General features: G+C 59.4%; 15 protein-coding genes, 1 pseudogene and 1 riboswitch. Of the genes and pseudogenes, 11 read left to right on the top strand and 5 right to left on the bottom strand.

What is annotated here, in order from left to right; genetic code table 11:
• From HMPREF2849_RS11385 to HMPREF2849_RS07770, 4 genes and pseudogenes are all read left to right on the top strand, one after another.
• Nucleotides 1-244, top strand: a pseudogene (locus HMPREF2849_RS11385) (IS110 family transposase); the annotation flags it as partial.
• 122 nt (nucleotides 245-366) lie between these two features.
• Nucleotides 367-849, top strand: a complete 483-nt coding sequence (locus tag HMPREF2849_RS07780; RefSeq protein WP_048732946.1) for a pirin family protein — start codon at nucleotides 367-369, stop codon at nucleotides 847-849.
• A gap of 249 nt (nucleotides 850-1,098) precedes the next feature.
• Nucleotides 1,099-2,337 (top strand): methyltransferase domain-containing protein, encoded by a 1,239-nt coding sequence (locus HMPREF2849_RS11585; RefSeq protein WP_083327232.1) that lies wholly within the window; start codon nucleotides 1,099-1,101, stop codon nucleotides 2,335-2,337.
• 121 nt (nucleotides 2,338-2,458) lie between these two features.
• Nucleotides 2,459-2,938: an SDR family oxidoreductase gene (locus HMPREF2849_RS07770; RefSeq protein ID WP_070566844.1), complete on the top strand. Its 480-nt coding sequence runs from the start codon at nucleotides 2,459-2,461 to the stop codon at nucleotides 2,936-2,938.
• Here HMPREF2849_RS07770 and HMPREF2849_RS11370 read toward each other — a convergent pair.
• Nucleotides 2,920-3,219: a hypothetical protein gene (locus HMPREF2849_RS11370; RefSeq protein WP_224784042.1), complete on the bottom strand. Its 300-nt coding sequence runs from the start codon at nucleotides 3,217-3,219 to the stop codon at nucleotides 2,920-2,922. The two genes, HMPREF2849_RS07770 and HMPREF2849_RS11370, sit on opposite strands and share 19 nt — an antisense overlap.
• Nucleotides 3,220-4,027: 808 nt before the next feature.
• Between HMPREF2849_RS11370 and HMPREF2849_RS11365 the strand changes: the two genes are divergently transcribed.
• The gene (locus tag HMPREF2849_RS11365; RefSeq protein WP_246820052.1) at nucleotides 4,028-4,273 is read left to right on the top strand and encodes a hypothetical protein; all 246 of its coding nucleotides are present in this window, start codon (nucleotides 4,028-4,030) and stop codon (nucleotides 4,271-4,273) included.
• Nucleotides 4,274-4,763: 490 nt separating this feature from the next.
• Here HMPREF2849_RS11365 and HMPREF2849_RS07760 read toward each other — a convergent pair whose 3' ends face one another.
• Nucleotides 4,764-5,294: a hypothetical protein gene (locus tag HMPREF2849_RS07760; protein WP_241482348.1), complete on the bottom strand. Its 531-nt coding sequence runs from the start codon at nucleotides 5,292-5,294 to the stop codon at nucleotides 4,764-4,766.
• A 384-nt stretch (nucleotides 5,295-5,678) separates the two neighbouring features.
• A riboswitch (TPP riboswitch) is annotated at nucleotides 5,679-5,800 on the top strand.
• On the opposite strand from HMPREF2849_RS07760, the gene thiC reads away from it, so the two are divergent.
• The 3 genes from thiC to HMPREF2849_RS07745 all read left to right on the top strand — a co-directional run bounded on the left by thiC (nucleotide 5,799) and on the right by HMPREF2849_RS07745 (nucleotide 10,527).
• Nucleotides 5,799-7,505 (top strand): phosphomethylpyrimidine synthase ThiC, encoded by a 1,707-nt coding sequence (thiC, locus tag HMPREF2849_RS07755; protein ID WP_070566839.1) that lies wholly within the window; start codon nucleotides 5,799-5,801, stop codon nucleotides 7,503-7,505. (Overlaps the previous riboswitch by 2 nt.)
• A 382-nt stretch (nucleotides 7,506-7,887) precedes the next feature.
• On the top strand, nucleotides 7,888-8,871 hold the full coding sequence (locus tag HMPREF2849_RS07750; protein WP_246815120.1) for an HtaA protein: 984 nt from the start codon (nucleotides 7,888-7,890) through the stop codon (nucleotides 8,869-8,871).
• Between the two features lie 180 nt (nucleotides 8,872-9,051).
• Nucleotides 9,052-10,527 (top strand): glycosyltransferase family 87 protein, encoded by a 1,476-nt coding sequence (locus tag HMPREF2849_RS07745; RefSeq protein ID WP_246822135.1) that lies wholly within the window; start codon nucleotides 9,052-9,054, stop codon nucleotides 10,525-10,527.
• 2 nt (nucleotides 10,528-10,529) lie between these two features.
• Here HMPREF2849_RS07745 and HMPREF2849_RS07740 read toward each other — a convergent pair whose 3' ends face one another.
• Complete coding sequence (locus tag HMPREF2849_RS07740) at nucleotides 10,530-10,727, bottom strand: hypothetical protein (RefSeq protein ID WP_049180842.1); 198 nt, start codon at nucleotides 10,725-10,727, stop codon at nucleotides 10,530-10,532.
• Between the two features lie 264 nt (nucleotides 10,728-10,991).
• Here HMPREF2849_RS07740 and HMPREF2849_RS07735 point away from each other — a divergent pair, with 264 nt between their 5' ends.
• The 3 genes from HMPREF2849_RS07735 (at nucleotide 10,992) to HMPREF2849_RS07725 (ending at nucleotide 15,267) form a co-directional block, all read left to right on the top strand.
• Nucleotides 10,992-12,374, top strand: a complete 1,383-nt coding sequence (locus tag HMPREF2849_RS07735; protein WP_070862841.1) for a M18 family aminopeptidase — start codon at nucleotides 10,992-10,994, stop codon at nucleotides 12,372-12,374.
• 135 nt (nucleotides 12,375-12,509) lie between these two features.
• Nucleotides 12,510-13,922 carry a M20 metallopeptidase family protein gene (locus tag HMPREF2849_RS07730; RefSeq protein WP_048732929.1) on the top strand — a complete coding sequence of 471 codons (1,413 nt, stop codon included), beginning with the start codon at nucleotides 12,510-12,512 and terminating at the stop codon, nucleotides 13,920-13,922.
• A 4-nt stretch (nucleotides 13,923-13,926) separates the two neighbouring features.
• The gene (locus tag HMPREF2849_RS07725; RefSeq protein ID WP_070605530.1) at nucleotides 13,927-15,267 is read left to right on the top strand and encodes an alpha-amylase family protein; all 1,341 of its coding nucleotides are present in this window, start codon (nucleotides 13,927-13,929) and stop codon (nucleotides 15,265-15,267) included.
• A 156-nt stretch (nucleotides 15,268-15,423) separates the two neighbouring features.
• On the opposite strand, the gene HMPREF2849_RS07720 is transcribed toward HMPREF2849_RS07725, so the two are convergent.
• Nucleotides 15,424-15,621, bottom strand: a complete 198-nt coding sequence (locus HMPREF2849_RS07720) for a hypothetical protein (RefSeq protein ID WP_049172707.1) — start codon at nucleotides 15,619-15,621, stop codon at nucleotides 15,424-15,426.
• Between the two features lie 89 nt (nucleotides 15,622-15,710).
• A complete protein-coding gene (locus HMPREF2849_RS07715) occupies nucleotides 15,711-17,762 on the bottom strand; it encodes a DUF2339 domain-containing protein (RefSeq protein ID WP_070437977.1) in 2,052 nt (683 codons plus the stop codon).
• Between the last annotated feature and the right edge of the window lie 134 nt (nucleotides 17,763-17,896).

Here is a 17,896-nt window from a genome sequence, read left to right as displayed (position 1 = left end):
CGAGTTTCCCACCAGGGCCGGCAATAAACAGTTGAAAAACGCGATGTTTCGATCGGCGTGGATCGCGTCGAACTGCCATCCCGCATCGCGCGACTACTACCTGCGTAAACGGGCTGAAGGACAGAGGCACAATGCCGCGGTGATGTGGCTTGCCCGGCGGCGCTGCAACGTCATCTATGCCCTGTTGACTCGGTGTGAGTTCTTCCGAGAAATCCCTGCTAGAACCATCGCCACGGCTGCGTAGGCCGCTGCGCTAATCACCGCCGGCCCGCACGATGCGGACCGGCGATCAGTCACGGCTACACCACCATACGATGTACGTGAAAGTCCCGCCTGACTATTGACAATCCACATAGGGACCCCGGCATGGCGCAGCGAATCAGCGCCGGGCGCGGGATCCGCCACTCCGAGCTCAATGCCTCCGGTTACCTCGACGGCAAGAAGTTGCGGGTCGTCCAGGCCTGGTTGCCGCCCGACGATCTCGGTGCCGCTCCCTCCCACGACGAGGTCGACCTCAACGATGCTCTCACCGACGGCACGCTGGTCCCGGTCGCGTCGGGCACACCGGGCCTCGCGCCGCTGACCATCGGCACCACCGGCGCGACGTTGCGCATCGGCCGGGTTCCCGCAGGCCGCACCATCGACGTGCCGTTGTCGCGGTTCACCCACTTCTTCGTCGCCTGCGGCTCGGCATCCTTCGGCGACGAGACGCTTTACGACGGCGACGTTGCCCGCATCACGGCCGACGGATCGAATTCAGCGGATTCGGACGAGGTCGACTCGCTGCCCATGACCGCCATCAACGATGCCGAGGTGCTGGCTTGGACCATGGACCGCAGCATCGACTGAGCCCACCAAACGACACCGGATGACGGTATAGACCAGACGCCGAAGGACAGGTACCTCGCCTTTTTCGGATCGACCGGGTCGTCGGACATCTACGTTGCAACGGCCCGGTTCGGCGTTTCGGGCCAACCCCTCGACAAATATGCCAGGTAAGGCTAAGTTAATTGCTAAAGCAGTATTTTACATGCGGGTTAACGGGCCGGCGCAGTCGCCGACACCGTCGGCCCGGCCACACGACGAGTGAGACGCACCATGAATGCACGCGACAGAGATTTCGAACAACTCCAGGGCCACTGGCTACTGGCCCGACTGGGCAAAAAGGTCCTTCGACCCGGTGGCCGGAAGATGACGGAGTGGATTCTCGACCGGGCTCGCCTCACCGACGCCCGCGTCGTCGAACTCGCACCGGGACTGGGGATTACGGCGACGGAAATCTTGAATCGCGCACCGGGGGATTACGTCGGCATCGACGAGGACCCCGACGCCGCCAAGACGACCGGCAAGGTCGTTGGCCACAGGGGCCGGGTCACCGAAGGCAAGGCCCAAGCGACGGGGCTCGGCGATGACTCGGCGGACGCCGTCGTGGGCGAGGCGATGCTCACCATGCAAGGCGACAAGGGCAAGGCGGCGATTCTCGACGAGGTTCGTCGGATTCTCGTTCCCGGCGGCCGCTACGCGATCCACGAACTGGCGTTGACCCCCGACGACCTGGATGCGGCGACGAAAGATGAGATTCGCATCGCGATGTCCAAGGCCATCCGGGTCAACGCCCGACCACTCACCGTCGCGGAGTGGCGAAACCTCCTCGAAGAACACGGATTCGAGGTCGAGCACGTCCGCATTGCGGAGATGGGCCTGCTCAAGCCCTCCCAGATGATCGAAGACGAAGGGATCTCCGGAGTTGCCCGCATCGCAGGCAACATGATCAAGCACCCCGCGGCGCGTAAGCGCGTTCTCGGCATGCGCAGCGTTTTCGTCGAGAACGACGACGCCCTCGCCTCGATAGGCATCGTGGCCCGTCTGCGCGACACCGCCGATTCCGCCGACGCCGCCGATGCGACGGGTGCCGTTTCCAACGCTTCCGAAAGCGGGCGCGAAGCATCGCCCGCCGTCCGACGCGGGCCCGAGATTGAGTTCCTCGACGACGACCAGCAAGCTGAATTGACCGCCGATCCGGAGGCTCTGAGCCTTCATGACGTCGTCGCCGCCGCTCCGCCCGCCAAGGACGGCGACGGCCCGGCGGTGAAACGTCTGCAGACGGCCGACGGGGTAAGCATCATCGCCATGCGTTTCCGCTCCGGCCAGGCCTTGCCCGATCACCGCGCTGCACGCCCGATTATGGTGCAATGCATCGAGGGCCAGGTGCGCTTCACCGTAGGCGACCGCACCGAGGTCCTCACGCCGGGGACCGTCGCACACCTGCCCACCATGGTCCCACACCGGGTCGACGCAGACGAGGACTCCGTGTTCCTGCTGTCGATGCTCACGTAGATCCGTACACGGGGTTGACCGCCGCACGGGCGGAGCGATTTCGCCGGCCCGGACCGGCCTCGCCGCCGCATCCGGCGAGGGCCCCTTCGGCCGTTCCCCCGAACCACGCGGCCTGCGGCGCGTGCTCATCACCGGCACCGCTTCCGGCTTCGGCCTCGAACTGGCCAAGCGCTTCGTCGCACGCGGCGATTCGGTCATCGCGACCGATCTGCATGACTCGGCGAACGAGGACGTCGTCAAGCTCGGCGATGCGTGCACCTACCGCGAGCTGGACGTCACCTCCGACGCGGACCGGGAGGCGGCGGCCGCGGCGATAGGCGCGGTGGACGTGCTCGTGCTCAACGCGGGCATCGCGGTCGGCGGGGCGATCGAGAACGTCACCATGGACACGTGGCACCGCGCGCTCGACATCAACCTGCTCGGGGCGGTCTGCGGCTGCCGTGCGTTCGTGCCACTGTTGGAGCCGGGCGCGAAGATCGTGATGACGTCGTCGATCGCCAGCCTGATCCCCCGTGGCGCCCGAGCGGGTAAAGATCAGCTTTTGCGCGCTGACTTTATGCTCGGAGGCTTACGGTCGGAGCTTTACGATCGGACGTTGTGACCAATCACCGCCGGGATAGTAATTGGCGCATCCCCGAAAAGCTCCTTCTGGTATTCGTTCTGCTCGAAAGCGCCGGCATCGTTATCCCTGATGGTGGCCACGTTTGTCAGTTTGCGTGCCGACGGTGCGGAGCCCTTTTGGAGCAGTCCGCCACGGCTGCCCGCAGTGGTGGCCGCGAAAGACCCTGCGCCACGGTTTCCAGCAGCGGCGCCCGCGGTTCCGCCAGCAGCACCCGTAGCTCCGGTAGCAGTACTGTTGCGTGCGCTGATTAGGGAATTCATCAATCCACTTCCGCGCTGTGAAGGGCTATTCGAGGCGTTTGGCAAGGCAGAACCAGCAACCCCGGGACCCAAGCCGGTTCCCATCCCGCGCCCCGCTGTTGGCGCTGGCATACGACCAGGACTCGAAGTCGGAAGTCCCGAGGCCGGTGGACGGGGGCTTGCGTTTCCAGAAGGCGGCAGTGCCGGGATATTGCCCGCTGGTGTGAGCCCCGCAGTGCGTCCTGCGCCGAGAGGGCCAGCCGGCCGGTTGCCGTGAACTCCGTAAGGCGAGACTCCTTGCGGTGATGTGCGTTGAAGTGGGGCGCTCGCTCCCGAAGGGGTGACCATGGCTGGATTCGCCGTGCTCGGTTGAGCCATGGTTGATGTACCGGTCGGGGATGTTGGCGAGATTGTGGAGCTCGTTGGGCTGCTAAGTGATGCTGGGTGCACAGGGGCAGCAGACGGATTTGTGGGGTTCGACAAAGTCGAAGTGCTCGGTTGCACGTGCGAAGGAGCGGAAGGGCTCGCGGATGTGGATTGTGGTGTTGGAGAATCCGGAACAGTTGAGGTGGCACCAACTGGTGTGCTGGCGGCCTGCATGCTTCCAGTCATCCCCGCAGGCGAAAGGCTGAACTGGCTAGTTCCAGAACGCCCGGCGACTGTGGCCCCAACGGACACCTCGGCAGTCACACCACTTCCCGCATCGGCAGAAACCAGGTTAGGAATTCGGGGAATAGCTGTCTGTAGCTGTGCGGTATACGGACCAGAGAGAAAGGCTGCTACCTCGGCCTGTTCAAAAGCCTTTTGCGCGCCAGGGTTTGGGAGTGCCTTGGATTCGGCTTCGATCGCTGATAGTGCATTGACGGCCATCGCTTTCACAGATGGCAATACGGCAAGGTGCCCGGCCATGACCTCCGATGCGGTGGCGATGCTGGTAGCGCGTGCGGCCAGACCTTTCATTGTCGTATCCGCAGCAGAGAAAACAGCACCGCTGTTGCTCGACACCAAGCCGGATGAGATGGAGGTTAGATTGCTGGCCAACGTGGTCATAGTGTCGGCGAAGTTGTTCCAGTAGGCGATTGCCTCGGCTACGGCACCGTCATTTGTCGAGGAAAACATGGATAGTAGGGACTTCGCATCGAGACCAAGTTCCGCAGAAAGAGTGACTGGCGCGAAAGTGAGACTTCCAGCTTCAAACATCGGCCGACGCTGAAATACACCGCTTGTTCGCGCTACTTCAGCAAGGGAAGCGCCGTCACCATTGAACGGGTTAATGCTTCGAAGAATCCGATTCATGGTGGATTCGTGTTCAGTAATCACGCGACGGAAGTCAGCGAGATTCGTTTGCGCCCAGGTGAGTTGTTTGCCCAGAGACAAGCCGACGGCGGCAGAGCTTCCTGAACTGCCGGAAATTGCGAGACTGTGTTCTGTCGCCACCAGCTGGAGTGACGGAACCTGTGAGTAGCCGGCCAAGTTGGGCTGCATAAATCTGGAACCGCTTGCTAGAACATTCGTAATACTGAACTTCTGAATTGCAGAGTCGATTGTTGGAATTACGGCATGCATCATGATTCTTCCCCCAAGTAATCAATTAACAGCTCATTTACAGGAGCGCATCGTCGGTGCTGTGGGTCAGGGCTATCTTGTCCGGTTGTGTCGATAACGAATCCGAGAGCCCCTTGTTCTGTTTCGACAGAAGCAATACAGGCAGAGCTTCCGAGCGGTTCTGTTTGAGTGAATGTCACCCAATTGAAAATTCCTTCGTGATGAGCCAAAGGCTCGGCACTGTAGCGCTCGAGTTGCGAGTGAGCGACCGCGGCATGCCAGATGCTCAACAGGCCGGAAGCGTCGGATTCGATAACGCAGCCAATCTGTTTATTACCTTCGATTCGGCCCTCCATGTACGTCTGCTCCTGGAACCCCAGCCTGTCTAAACGCCCCATAATCGCAGGGTCGTCACACGGATTGGTCAGGACGAATTCGGGTGCGTCGTAGTTGTAGTGCCCATCGGGACCAAGTGGAGCATCACCGGGCTCCGGCGGATTGTTGGGTGGAAGCACACCCGCAGGTAACGTCACGCCCGAGTCAGTAGTCATGGTTGTCGCATTGTCGCCGACAGGTTGAACGTCCTCGCCGGATGCCTCGGTCGATGCGCAACTAGTCCCCGTTATTCCCCATAGAAGTGCTGACAGTAGGGCGGCAGTAGTCGCCTTTTTCAATTTTCCCTCCCCAAAGAATTTGTGTGAGAAAGATATAACACCGCGGTCGCAATTGCGCTTGCTGAGAAGCCGAAAAAATAGACCGGCTGTGGATAACTTTTAGGGGGTGTGGACAACGCGGTCGCCGTGCAAAACGACGCCTCTGCGTAGCCACCACCTGCACCTTTGGGGTGCGTTCTCCGGGGCGTCGTTAAGCGTTGGTGGACAGCGCGGGTGTAATGACCGAAGTAATCCGAACGATTGGTTAGACTATGAGGCGCATTACAAAACCACGGGAGTGCCAACCGAAATTCCGGCACTGAGAGGACGCTAGGGATCGAGCGTCGACCGGACGAACCTGAATCTGGGTAATACCAGCGTAGGAAAGGGATGTGTTGCTTCATGGCCGCACGTGTATCTGTATCCGCTCCACCGAAAGAGGGCGAGGTTACAACTGGCCCGATTTACCGCAGCAACAAGCATTACGACGAGGTTGCGTTTAGCAACGATTTCGGTGAGGCGAACCTGCGCATTCCAGTCCGTCGAATCAATCTGACGGACGGCACTCACTTCGATGCATACGACACCTCGGGTATTTACACTGAGGAAAACCCGGAACTGAATCTGAAGGAGGGGTTGGCTAAGACTCGTGACTCTTGGCCGAAGGCTCCGGCGGTGCCGGCGGTTGCGGGGTCTGAGGACGCCCCGAAGGTCAAGACGCAGCTGGCATGGGCTCGTGCGGGAATTGTCACCCCAGAGATGGCATTCATTGCCGCTCGTGAAAATGTGGATCCGGAAGTTGTGCGCGAAGAGGTTGCTGCGGGGCGCGCCGTGATTCCGGCCAACCACAAGCACCCGGAGACCGAGCCGATGATTATTGGCAAGCGCTTTGCCACCAAAATCAACGCCAACATTGGTAACTCGGCTGTGACTTCGTCCATCTCCGAAGAGGTGGAGAAGATGGTGTGGGCGACCCGTTGGGGCGCGGACACCATCATGGATTTGTCCACTGGTAAGGACATTCACGAAACCCGCGAGTGGATTCTGCGTAACTCCCCGGTGCCGGTTGGTACGGTGCCGATTTACCAGGCGCTGGAGAAGGTCAAGGGTGACCCGGCCAAGCTGACCTGGGAAATCTACCGCGAAACCATTATTGAGCAGTGTGAACAGGGCGTGGACTACATGACCGTTCACGCGGGTGTGCTGCTGCGCTACGTGCCACTGGCCGCCAACCGCGTTACCGGCATTGTCTCCCGCGGTGGTTCGATTATGGCCGCATGGTGCCTCGCGCATCACCAGGAGAGCTTCCTCTACACGCGCTTCGCTGAGCTGTGCGACATTCTGGCACAGTACGATGTCACGTTCTCCCTCGGTGACGGCCTACGCCCGGGCTCCATTGCCGACGCTAACGATGAGGCCCAGCTGGCTGAGCTGCGGACCCTCGGCGAGCTGACCAGGATCGCCAAGTCCCGCGGCTGCCAGGTCATGATTGAAGGCCCAGGCCACGTTCCGATGCACAAGATCGCTGACAACGTGAAGTGGGAAGAGGAGTGGTGTGAGGAAGCTCCGTTCTACACCCTCGGCCCGCTGGCAACCGACATCGCGCCGGGCTATGACCACATCACGTCGGCTATCGGCGCGGCAATCATTGCGCAGGCTGGTACCGCCATGCTCTGCTACGTCACGCCGAAGGAGCACCTGGGGCTGCCGAACCGCGATGACGTCAAGGTCGGCGTGATTACTTACAAGATTTCCGCGCACGCCGCCGACTTGGCGAAGGGGCTGCCGCGCGCTCAGGAGCGTGACGACGCGCTGTCGAAGGCCCGCTTCGAGTTCCGTTGGCATGACCAGTTTGCACTGGCTCTGGATCCGGACACTGCGCTGGATTACCACGATGAGACTCTGCCTGCAGAGCCGGCAAAGACTGCGCATTTCTGTTCCATGTGTGGTCCGAAGTTCTGCTCCATGCGTATTTCCAAGGATGTACAGGACTACGCGAAGGAACACGGCCTGGACTCCGTTGAAGCGATCGAGGCCGGCATGGCTGAGAAGTCCCAGGAGTTCGCTGATCAGGGGAGCCGCGTCTACCTGCCGATTACCGCGGAGTAGCTGGTTGTCTTAGAAGCTGCTGAAGTAAGCCGTGGTCGAGCTCTATTGGGCTTGGCCGCGGTTTTCTTTTGTTTTCAGCTATTTCTGCCGGCCTCAGTGTTGAGCCTCAAACGGGGGAGGGTAAGGCGCACCTTCATAAAGGCGTTAGGTAAACCTAACTAGTGGGGTGTACATTGCTTGTATGCACAGTCTGAAGTTCCTGACTTTCGATCATTCCCACCGCCATCTTGCGGGGGCTCACGAAACTCGCCTTTCGTCCGGCTCCGAATCATCGCCCGTTGGAGAAGGCAAGCGTCGACCGGTGAGGCAGAGTGCGCGCAGAGGTGTTACTGCGGTTTCGCTGTCCGGCGCCATGGTCCTTTCAGCGTTTGTGTCCCCAGCAATGGCTGAAACTGCGAAGCCAATCGTGCCAGACAACTTTCCCAATGTGATTAATCCAGCGGAGAACTTCCAGCCGCAGGATCCGCAGTATGTCGAATCCCCGGAAGTTTCTGTCACTTTTGAGGACGGCACACCAGCTGAAGGCGCCACAGTTCATCGCGGCGATGTTCTCATTGTTCGCGGCAGTGGTTTCAACCCGTCGGCCAACCGTGGTGGTTACCCGCTTCCAATTCCTCCGGGTGTGCCCAATGGTGTTTACGTTCTCTACAGTGCGTTCCCAGACTCCTGGAAGCCAAGTGAAGGTGCTCCGTCCTCGTCGCGGAAACATCCGCACGACAACATTGCTTGGGTCACGCCGGCTGGAACTCTCGAGGCGATACCGAACCAGGGCGTCGACATGCGACGTTCTATCGCTCGTCAGGCTACCCCGATGACAGATGACGGCAGCTTTGAGGCTCGCATTGTTGTTAACCCGCCAGAGACCCCAGCTGGTGAAAACTGGGGCATTTATGTTTACCCGGCAGCCGGCTCCATTAATGAGGCCGAGGAAATCTACATCCCGTTGAATTATTCGGATGCTCCGGGCAAGAATGCCCCGGCTCCCTCCAGCGAGGATTTAGTAATTTCTGTATCTGCGCTGGAGAAGGTATTCGGCGCACTGGGTGGTGGCGTCACTGCCAAGAACGGTGCCCTAGAGCCTGAGGCCGGTGTCGTCTCATTCACCCGCGACAATGACAACAGTGATGTCGAAGGGGAGAGCTACCGCGGAGAAGTTCACATCACCGCGAAGTTCAGTCTGGTTCATGTGGTCGTTCGTAATCCGCGCATTGAGGAAGGCCCGACCGGAAAGATTATTACGGCAGAGGTCTCGCAGGGCTACGATGTCGGCCCGGATGAGATGGAGCGCATGCCCATAGCTGCCGTGGTCGACAGCGATGGAGATCAGCTGATTACGACCATCGGCACTATTTCACAGATTCGATAGTCCTCCGGCCATCACGGCCGCCAACTGTCGTCCTCCTGGCACTTTGTTCAAAGAAAGCCGTCATACCTTGTGGGTTCTTGCGGGGTGTAACCACTGCCGTATTGGAATCACTACATTAGATAGAGGCGCTTACCAGCGATGAGGAGGAACGTGGGACGGCATAGTCAGGCAGAAGGACCTGTGTCACAGGATGGCGCATCGTCACAGGCTGCGGAGTCGCAACGTGCTGCTGCGAAGTCTCGGTCACAGGTCTCGCGAAAAATGCGGGCTCGCAAACCCAGTCAGACCCCCGCGCTGGCGCAATCGCCTGTGATGAGCTGGCCTCTTATTCTGGTCTCGCTGCTCGGTGGTCTTGCCTCGCTGTTGGCCTGGAATGGTCGTACTCAGCCGGACGATTGGGCTTCGCTCTGGGTAGGCGGGCTACTTATGGACAGGGGACTTGAGTCCCATCTCTATGACGCCGATCCAATCGATTTCACCGCCATGAATGGAGAGGTCTGGCCACGCCTGGCGCAGGAAGTGTCTGCGCCATTTACGCATCCCTTTGTGCAAAACCCTTTGTTCGCAAAGGCTCTGGGAGTGATATCCCACGTCATGAGCTTTGAAACCTCGGTTGCTTGGTTGCTGTTTCTCTCCGGAATGGCCGTCGTGGTCCTGGTCGTAGCTTCCTACCACCTGTGGTTTCGGTCCACCATGCCCTGGGGTATCGCAGCGCTGGTTACCGCATGCGTATTCGCTCTGCCGACCACTATTAATTCGTTCTGGATCGGTCAGACGACACCGCTGATCGTCGCGGGCGTCGCCTATGGGCTTGCTGCCTCGCGCACTCGTCCTTGGCTCGCGGGCATCGTGCTCGGCATCGTCGCATCCATTAAATTGACTCCGTATGCGCTCATCGCTGTGATGCTCTTTTTCGCTTATCGACGGCGCGCAGCCCTCTGGTCGCTGGCCACCACGGCGGTACTGGCGGTCTGGATGTTTATCCGCGTTGATATGGCGGTGATTTCGGATTGGATTGATCGAATCGGCGACATTGGTTCATCGGTCTTGGTCGGCGGTGCGAATCAGTCGTTGGCGTCGACTTTAGCCACAGACCTGGGAAAACCTGATTTATTAGTAACAGTGGTTCGTGATTATCCGAGTCATGTGAAAACGATTCCACTGTGTATTGCGCTTGGCGTGGTGTTGATGGTCACGGCAGTTGCGTGGTTGAACCCGGTCTACCGGTTTGAATTCCTAATCACGGGCGCGTGGCTTATTGCAGCCACATTCTCATCGATTCTTTGGACCCATTACATGTTGATGCTGGTCACGTCTGTGTTCGGTTTGGTCGCCATGGCGCGGACCCGATTGACCAGACAGTGGCCGTATATCGGTATTGCGTTGCTAGTGGTCCTGCTGACGTTTCCTGTGACAAACCCGATTGCTGCTACGCCATATACCGGCGGATTTATGTATTCGGGGATTACCGCGATGCTCTTGACGCTGGCATTGATGCTCATTATTGGTGGCTGCCACGCGTTTGCGGTACATCGGTATGGCGATGGTGATACAGGCGAGGTTGGACCTGGTTTTGGCAGTGAATTAGCTGCTGTGGAGACGTTGAAATTTCCTCAGCCAGAGCCAATGGTCTTATTCGACTTGAGGAAGCGCTAGATTTAGCGGCTCAGCATAGAGACGATGTCACGGGGAGACATGTCGCTGTAGATCTCGTTCCGGGTGCTCTTAACCTGGTGGCCGAAGTGGACTGCGTTAGCGTCACTGCTGGTGTCGCGGGCAAGAGCCTCGCGCAGCGGCTGAGAGAAGAAGGCGCGCTTGGTAGTGAAAGAACGGGGGAACAGGTTTTCAAGGCTCACGGTATAAACCCTTTCTGTGGTCGGAATCCGGTCGGGACTCCGGTTTGAGAGTTTCTGTATTCAAATGGTTTTCTTTGATGCGGTTGCCACTATATGTCTGAATATGCCCGATATCGAGTTAAAACGGGCAAAAGTGACTAAGCGGATACCGTTCCCAACATGAAAGCTGCATCACACTATGGCCCGGCTTAATGCTCGGTCACGGTCAGTTGTGGACTCCAATACAATGAAATCCGGAATCAAATGTGAAGTAGGAGTTTGGTTATGGCTATTTCTTCGGCACCCACCCCTGAGTCCCCGGATTCGGCGGATACCTCGGACGTGGCATCGCGCAGCGTTCCGGCGGCAGCGCTCAGTCACGTTGAGGATTTAATTGATTTTGTGGCTGCGTCGCCAAGCTCATTTCATGCGGCACAACAGGTCGTTGACCGTCTGAGTGCAGCCGGTGCCACGGTCGTCGACGAGCACGAGCAGTGGCCAAGCGAGCCCGGTGCCTACGTCCTGCGTCGCGATGGCGCTGCCGTTGCTTGGATCGTCCCGGAGACGCCGGCTGCCGATTTCACCGGTTTCCGTATTGTGGGTTCCCACACGGATTCGCCCGGTTTTCGTGTGAAGCCCAACGCGCGCACCTCCGCCGCAGGCTATGCGCAGGTCGCTGTAGAGGTCTATGGCGGTGCGTTGTTGGGAAGCTGGACCGATCGCGAAATTGAGTTCGCCGGTCGGGTAATTGATAAAAGCGGCAATGAGCACCTTGCTCGCACTGGCCCGGTCGCGCGCATCCCGCAGTTGGCTATCCACCTCAATCGTGCGGTTAACGAAGAGGGGTTGAAGCTCCACAAGCAGAATCACACTGCACCAATCATCGGACTGGATACTTTCGGCACCGATGTGTACCAGGTCATCGCCAATGCTGCGGGCCTGTCTATCGACGACATCGTCGCCTGGGACCTCATTTCCTTCGACACCCAGCAGCCGCGCACCTTCGGTGCTCACGATGAGTTCCTGGCTTCAGGTCGACTCGACAACCTGCTCAGCGTCCACTCCTCCCTGGTTGCCTTCGAGACCTTGCTCCGCCAAAACTGGAGCACGTCAACCACCATCCCCGTCATGGTCGCTTTCGACCACGAGGAAGTCGGGTCCGCCTCCACTACGGGCGCTGCAGGGCCACTGCTTGCCGACGTTCTGTCCCGCATCGCAGCGGCTACAGGCGCTGACCTGGAACGCACCCAGCAGCTCTACCGCGGTTCCATCTGTCTCTCGGCCGACGGCGCACACGGTGTGCACCCGAACTATGCAGGCGAACACGAGCCGGGGCACCAGCCGGAACTCAATGCTGGCCCAGTGGTAAAGATCAATGCCAACCAGCGCTACGCCACCACGGCGGTTGGTCAGGCCGAGGTTGTCCGAATCGCAGCGGAAACCTCCAAGCGCATTGGCCAGGAAGTGCCGGTGCAGTATTTTGTCTCTGCGAACCATAAGCCATGTGGCTCCACTATCGGCCCAATCACCGCGACGCGACTGGGTATCGACACCATCGATATCGGAGCTGCGATGGTCTCCATGCACTCGGCGCGTGAGATGTGCGGCACGATTGATCCATGGTGGTTGGCCGAACTCACCGTGGATTTCTGGGGTGCCGGACACTAGCAGCTCGCTGGCAGCGCTGAAGTCGTCTCTAGCAGTGGAGATGTTGGGGCGCTGTGGCCGTCGTGAAGCGAAAATGGGTGAGGGAATTTCCGTAGCTGCTCGTCGTGGAGCCTATTTTCTGTCATGCTATGAACCATGACTGATGCTAACGACACCCTGCCGTCGCACCGCCTTGAAGTACCTATCGAAGAGGCGGTGGCATGGCGTCGCCAACTGCACCAGAATCCGGAGCTGAGCTTCCGGGAGTACAGGACCTCGGACATGATTGAGGATCTGCTCAATCAATGGGACATCCCGACGTACCGGTTAACCCCGACGTCCGTGATTGGCGTCATCGAGGGTACAGCGGGCGACCCCAGCACTGGCCGTGTGATTGGCTACCGCGCGGATATTGACGCCCTGCCGATTCAGGAGGAAACGGGATTGCCGTACGCCTCGCGCACGCCGGGTGTGATGCACGCCTGTGGTCATGATGTGCACACGGCGATGCTGCTGGGCACGGCGAAGGTGCTCTCTGGAATGCGCGATCAACTGCACGGCAAGGTGCTGTGCATCTTCCAGCACGCCGAAGAAATGCTGCCGGGCGGTGCTCGTGAGCTGGTCGACAAGGGTGCCGCCGATGACTTGGATGAGGTCTACGCCTTCCACGTCGCGCCGCATCCGGTAGGGCATGTGGGAATTTGCGCTGGGCGAGTGACAACCATGTCGGGCATCGTCTCCATCGCGATTCGTGGCCGTGGCGGACACTCTTCGAACCCGCAGCTGTCGATTGACCCGGTGCTCATCGCCAGCGAGGTGACTCTCATGCTGAACACGATTGTCTCCCGCGATGTGGATCCAAAGCACATGAACATCGTCAACGTCGGCTCACTGCATTCAGGTGAGGCCGGCAACGTGATCCCGGATACGGCCAACCTGGAAGTGTCCATCCGCTCGGTGGATGAGGCCGACTGGGAGATTGTCTGCCAGCGTATCGAGGCCGTCGTCAACGGCGTCTGCCAAGCTCACGGCGCACAGGCGACTTTTGACTGGCAGATTCCGTACCCGATGGTGGTCAACGCCGACATTGCAGTCAATCGCGCCTGGCATGCGGCGACGAAGGCAGTTGGCAACTCCAAGGTGTTCGCCGCCGATCCGTGGGCTCCTTCGGATGACTTCTCCTATTTTTCCCGTGAAGCGCCGGGCTGTTACATGTTTCTCGGCACCGGTGGCCCGGAAGCGGGTAATCCCTTCTTTCTCCACAATTCCAAGTTTAAAATTGTGGAGAGAGCCATGGTCAATGGCATGCGCACGGAAATCCAAATCGCGCTCGACGCACTGAACCCGTCGAAGAATCATCCGCCGGAGCGCCCTGCCACATCTCCGACCATGCCCGCAGCAGGTTCCGTGCCTCCACGGCCGCGGAAGGCAGGCCTTGGCACGCCACAGTCGCATGCGGGCCAGGCGCGGGCGTCGTCAAGCGAATCGGCGGGGGAGACCTCACCGAGTCCTGAGGCGGCGGCATCAGATAATTCCAATCAGCCTCAGGCACCTAGAGAGGATGCATAGGACAATGTCCACGACCCCCAACGCCCCTAATAAGACGCTCGCTGCCGCACCTGAGTGGTCGAAGTGGGCGATTGGATGGCACGTCTATCCACTGGGGTTTGTGGGAGCGCCCATCCGTGAGAAGGATCGAGGCGCCGCGCCGGGCAATCGAATTCACAAACTGATTGACTGGCTTCCGTACGTCCAGGAGCTCGGGCTCAACGTGCTGCAGCTGGCGCCAGTATTCGAGTCGACTAGCCACGGCTACGATACCGAGGACTACTACCGCATTGACTCGCGCCTGGGTACCGAAGAGGACATGAAGGCTGTCATCGAAGCTGCCCATGAGCGTGGCATCAAAGTGCTTTTCGACGGCGTTTTCAACCACATCGGGGCAGAGGCACCCGCGTTGAAGACCGCGAAGGAAAACCCTGACTCTGAAGAAGCACAGCTCTTTGCGTTTACTCACTCAGATGGCGACATGACCGCGCCGGTGTTTGAGGGCCATGAGAGTTTGGTCGAATTCGATCACACCAGTGACGCGACTGTTGATTTTGTCGTCAACGTGATGAATTACTGGCTGGCGCGGGGGATTGATGGCTGGCGACTGGATGCGGCCTACGCAGTGGACCCACAGTTCTGGCACAAGGTTTTGCCGCGAGTGCGTGCTGAGCACCCGCACGCCTTTATCTACGGCGAGGTCATCCACGGTGACTATGCGGAGATTGTGTCGGTGTCCGGCATGGACTCGGTGACGGAGTACGAGCTGTGGAAAGCGACCTGGTCTGCGCTGAAGGAGGAAAACTTCTTCGAGTTGGACTGGACTCTGAAGCGCCATAACACCTTCGCGGAGTCTTTTGTGCCGGTGACGTTTGTGGGAAACCACGATGTTTCACGCATTGCGACGCAGGTAGGGGCCGACAAGGCCGTGCTGGCGGCGACGGTGCTGTTTACCGTGGCCGGTGTGCCGCTGGTCTACTACGGCGACGAACAGGGCTACACCGGTCTCAAAGAGGAACGCATCGGCGGTGACGACCAGATTCGTCCAGTGTTCCCGGATAGTCCGGAGGAACTCTCTACGCTTGGCGCGGATCTCTACCGCGCTTACCAGCAGCTCGTTGCGGTGCGACGCCGGTTCCCATGGTTGCACTCCGCTCGCGTGGAGACTGATGAATTGCGCAATGGTTTTCTTCGCTACCGCGTGACCGCAACCGACGCGGCGCTCGTGGACGATGCTGCCGAGGCCTTGGGCGAGACTGGAGCTTCCGGCGAGATGCCCTCGCTCGTTGTCGAGCTGAACCTGGAAAACGGCGCAACCAGCGCCGTGATCCGTGATGGTGACCACGTGGAATTTGAGTTTTCCTAGGCTCTCTTGGCGGCTCTAGGCTGCCCTCGGAGAACCAAAACCGCCCGGACACAATGTCCAGGCGGTAATTCTTTCGTGCCCCATCGATGAGTGGGCACAAGGGGTAGTGACTGCGTTTATGTTTGCTGGCTACCCCTGTTTTCGCAGATGCAGTGATTACATCTCTGCGGTCTCAGCAGGGGTCATCTCGTCGGAGGATGCCGGAGTGGTGGCCTTCTGCTCGAAGGTCTCCGACGGGTTGGCCTGGTCGCCGACCTTCACGTCCGAGTCAACCTGATTCGGGGGAGAGCAAGCGACCAGGGCTGCTGCGGCAATGGCGGATGCGGCGATAGCGCCGGCGATGCGGTTACGCATGGATGTGGCTCCTCTGTCGGAAAAACAATAGCTACAAGGGGCTAATAAACTTTTCTCACATTATCTTAAAGCAATATCTTAGAGGATTCTTAACGGCTTGCGGGAACCAAGGGGCCAATCGCCCCCGCGCCGATGCATAGGGTTGCCCCCGGAGTCGCCTTTTCCACATCGACATGGAGAGTATTTCCGCCACCGTTGAGGTACACATAGCGCGGTCGCAGATCGTTGTTCATCTTCACGACTGTGGAACCACCGCGGGTTTGCTCTTCGGTCTCGAAAGGATTGGGGAGCGACAGGCGCACATCCATGTCCTCGGAGGCGGTGGCCGGGAACTCAAGCACCCAGTCACCGAGCTTGATGATGTTCTCCAACTTGATGTCCTCCGACGCGGTGCCGTCCTCGCCAACTGTGATGCGATGGCCACACTGCTCGACAGGGCCGTCAGTGACACGGGTGACCTCGGAGACCTTGGCGTCGATAAGCGAACCGTCTGTATTGAACATGCGCGGGTGACCGGTGACGCGCTCAAACGGCGGGCGATCGGAGACCGCATCAAACACCCGCGAGTACATGTTCATCGGAGCGGCGACGGGCACGAGAACTTCGAAGGGGACGGGCTGGTCGATGAGATTGTAGTCGATCGCCTTGTCGGGGCCAGCGGCATCGGCTTCCTCGCGCAGCGCGGACAGCGACGCCTTGGTGTTGCCGATCCACTCCATTGCGATGTCATCAGACCAGGCATTGCGGTAAGTGACCACGGAAATCGTGGAGGTGACAGCCAGCGCGATGCCCAGCGACCAAATCAGAATGTGCGTACGAGCCGGTAGCAGCGCTGGCGCCTCGTCCTTCGGTGGGAGTCCAGCCAGGGAGATCGCGACGCAGATTACGATCACGAGCGCGACATCAGAGTAGTAGTGCAAAGTGTGCGCCAGCACGCCAGAGGTGTTCTCTCCCGAGCGGAACAGGGTGATGGCGAACAAGGTGGTGAACATGTACGCCACCGATAGCGTCCACGGAGCCCAGCCACGGTAATCGCGGCCGATGAGGGTGGCGGACAGAATCAACAGGATAATGCCGCCGAGAGTAATCAGCTGAGACGAAGCGGAGGCAAACGGCTGTCCCGGAGCCCAGCGTTCCCAGCTTGTTGGTCCGCCGATGATGCCGGCAAAAATCTGGCCGAGGCCGTTGAAGAACAGTTCGGGCTGTAGCTTGTCGGAAATGAAGCCAGTGGTTTCGGCGGGGCCGAAGTAGTACCACAGTGCCCAGGCGCCGGTCAGCAGCATCGATGGGATCCAGATGACGAGGCCACGGCGGAGAACCTGCAGGATATTTCTGCGTTCCATGTAAGCCAACGTGACGACAACCAGCATGGAAATCGGCGCGATAGCCAGGGACTTCTCAAAGAACCCGAGCGCCACGGCCAGCAGCACGAACAGGCCTACGGCCTCCCCCGGGCGAGGGCCGAAGGAACGACGCATAGTCGTGCGAATAGCGACAATCATGAAAACCACGAATGCTAGGTGGAACGGCTGGGAATTGGCCGCGGCCGACCACCAGGTGTCGCCCGGAAGCATCAGCGGTGTCCAGGCGACGACCGTGATGAGGAAGAGAGACACCAGCGTACGGCCGGTGAGAAGCTCAAAGAGTTTCGCTGTGGCATATGTCAGCACTACCGACATCACGGCCATGGTGATAGCCGGTAGCCACCAGTTCCACGGCGCGATGAGGTGATAGAGGCCTTGCACCAAGAAAGCCAGTGGCGCAAGGTGCCCGTCGTGATCCTGAAGCAGGTAGTCCTTGCTCAGCAGTGGGGTGTCGTAAAGGTGGCCAACAATGATGAAGTCATCCCAGTAAAAACCATGGCTAGTCAGCACCAGAATGCGAGCGACAAGCTGTATCGCAATAACAACTCCGATGAGAGGCCACCATTGCTTCGCAGACAGGTCAAGTCTCTCGCCCCACGTCAATGTGGGCATGTAGTATGGGCGAGAACTTTCCTGCTCAGCGGTGTTGTCAGCACCAGGGGCCTCGGCAGTTTTCACTGCGGAATCCGCGACTGTCCCCTCATCGCCCACTGTCGGCGTATGAGGGGTTTGGGCAGTTGGGGTATCTCCTGTAGATGACCGCTCGGCTTTAGTCATGGTTCCTTATGTTATCTAGGCCATCTGCTGGGCGCGGTAGGGTAGGCAAAAGTTAGTGCTTAGGGCGTGTCGACACAGGCTTCATACGCCGCTAATGAATACATCAATAATGTTTGAGCAATACCGCTCGAGTT

This window comes from Corynebacterium sp. HMSC073B01 (assembly GCF_001838255.1).
GTDB classification, from domain to species: domain Bacteria; phylum Actinomycetota; class Actinomycetes; order Mycobacteriales; family Mycobacteriaceae; genus Corynebacterium; species Corynebacterium jeikeium_D.
Note: the sequence above shows the minus strand (reverse complement) of the source record. Positions and strands in the feature narration are given on the sequence as shown.

Coding starts and splice junctions, on each gene's coding strand:
- HMPREF2849_RS11370 (WP_224784042.1), bottom strand. CDS start 3,219: ATGAATTCCCTAATCAGCGCACGCAACAGTACTGCTACCGGAGCTACG.
- HMPREF2849_RS07780 (WP_048732946.1), top strand. CDS start 367: ATGGCGCAGCGAATCAGCGCCGGGCGCGGGATCCGCCACTCCGAGCTC.
- HMPREF2849_RS11585 (WP_083327232.1), top strand. CDS start 1,099: ATGAATGCACGCGACAGAGATTTCGAACAACTCCAGGGCCACTGGCTA.
- HMPREF2849_RS07720 (WP_049172707.1), bottom strand. CDS start 15,621: ATGCGTAACCGCATCGCCGGCGCTATCGCCGCATCCGCCATTGCCGCA.
- HMPREF2849_RS07735 (WP_070862841.1), top strand. CDS start 10,992: ATGGCTATTTCTTCGGCACCCACCCCTGAGTCCCCGGATTCGGCGGAT.
- HMPREF2849_RS07725 (WP_070605530.1), top strand. CDS start 13,927: ATGTCCACGACCCCCAACGCCCCTAATAAGACGCTCGCTGCCGCACCT.
- HMPREF2849_RS07730 (WP_048732929.1), top strand. CDS start 12,510: ATGACTGATGCTAACGACACCCTGCCGTCGCACCGCCTTGAAGTACCT.
- HMPREF2849_RS07750 (WP_246815120.1), top strand. CDS start 7,888: ATGGCTGAAACTGCGAAGCCAATCGTGCCAGACAACTTTCCCAATGTG.
- HMPREF2849_RS07760 (WP_241482348.1), bottom strand. CDS start 5,294: ATGACTACTGACTCGGGCGTGACGTTACCTGCGGGTGTGCTTCCACCC.
- HMPREF2849_RS07715 (WP_070437977.1), bottom strand. CDS start 17,762: ATGACTAAAGCCGAGCGGTCATCTACAGGAGATACCCCAACTGCCCAA.
- thiC (WP_070566839.1), top strand. CDS start 5,799: ATGGCCGCACGTGTATCTGTATCCGCTCCACCGAAAGAGGGCGAGGTT.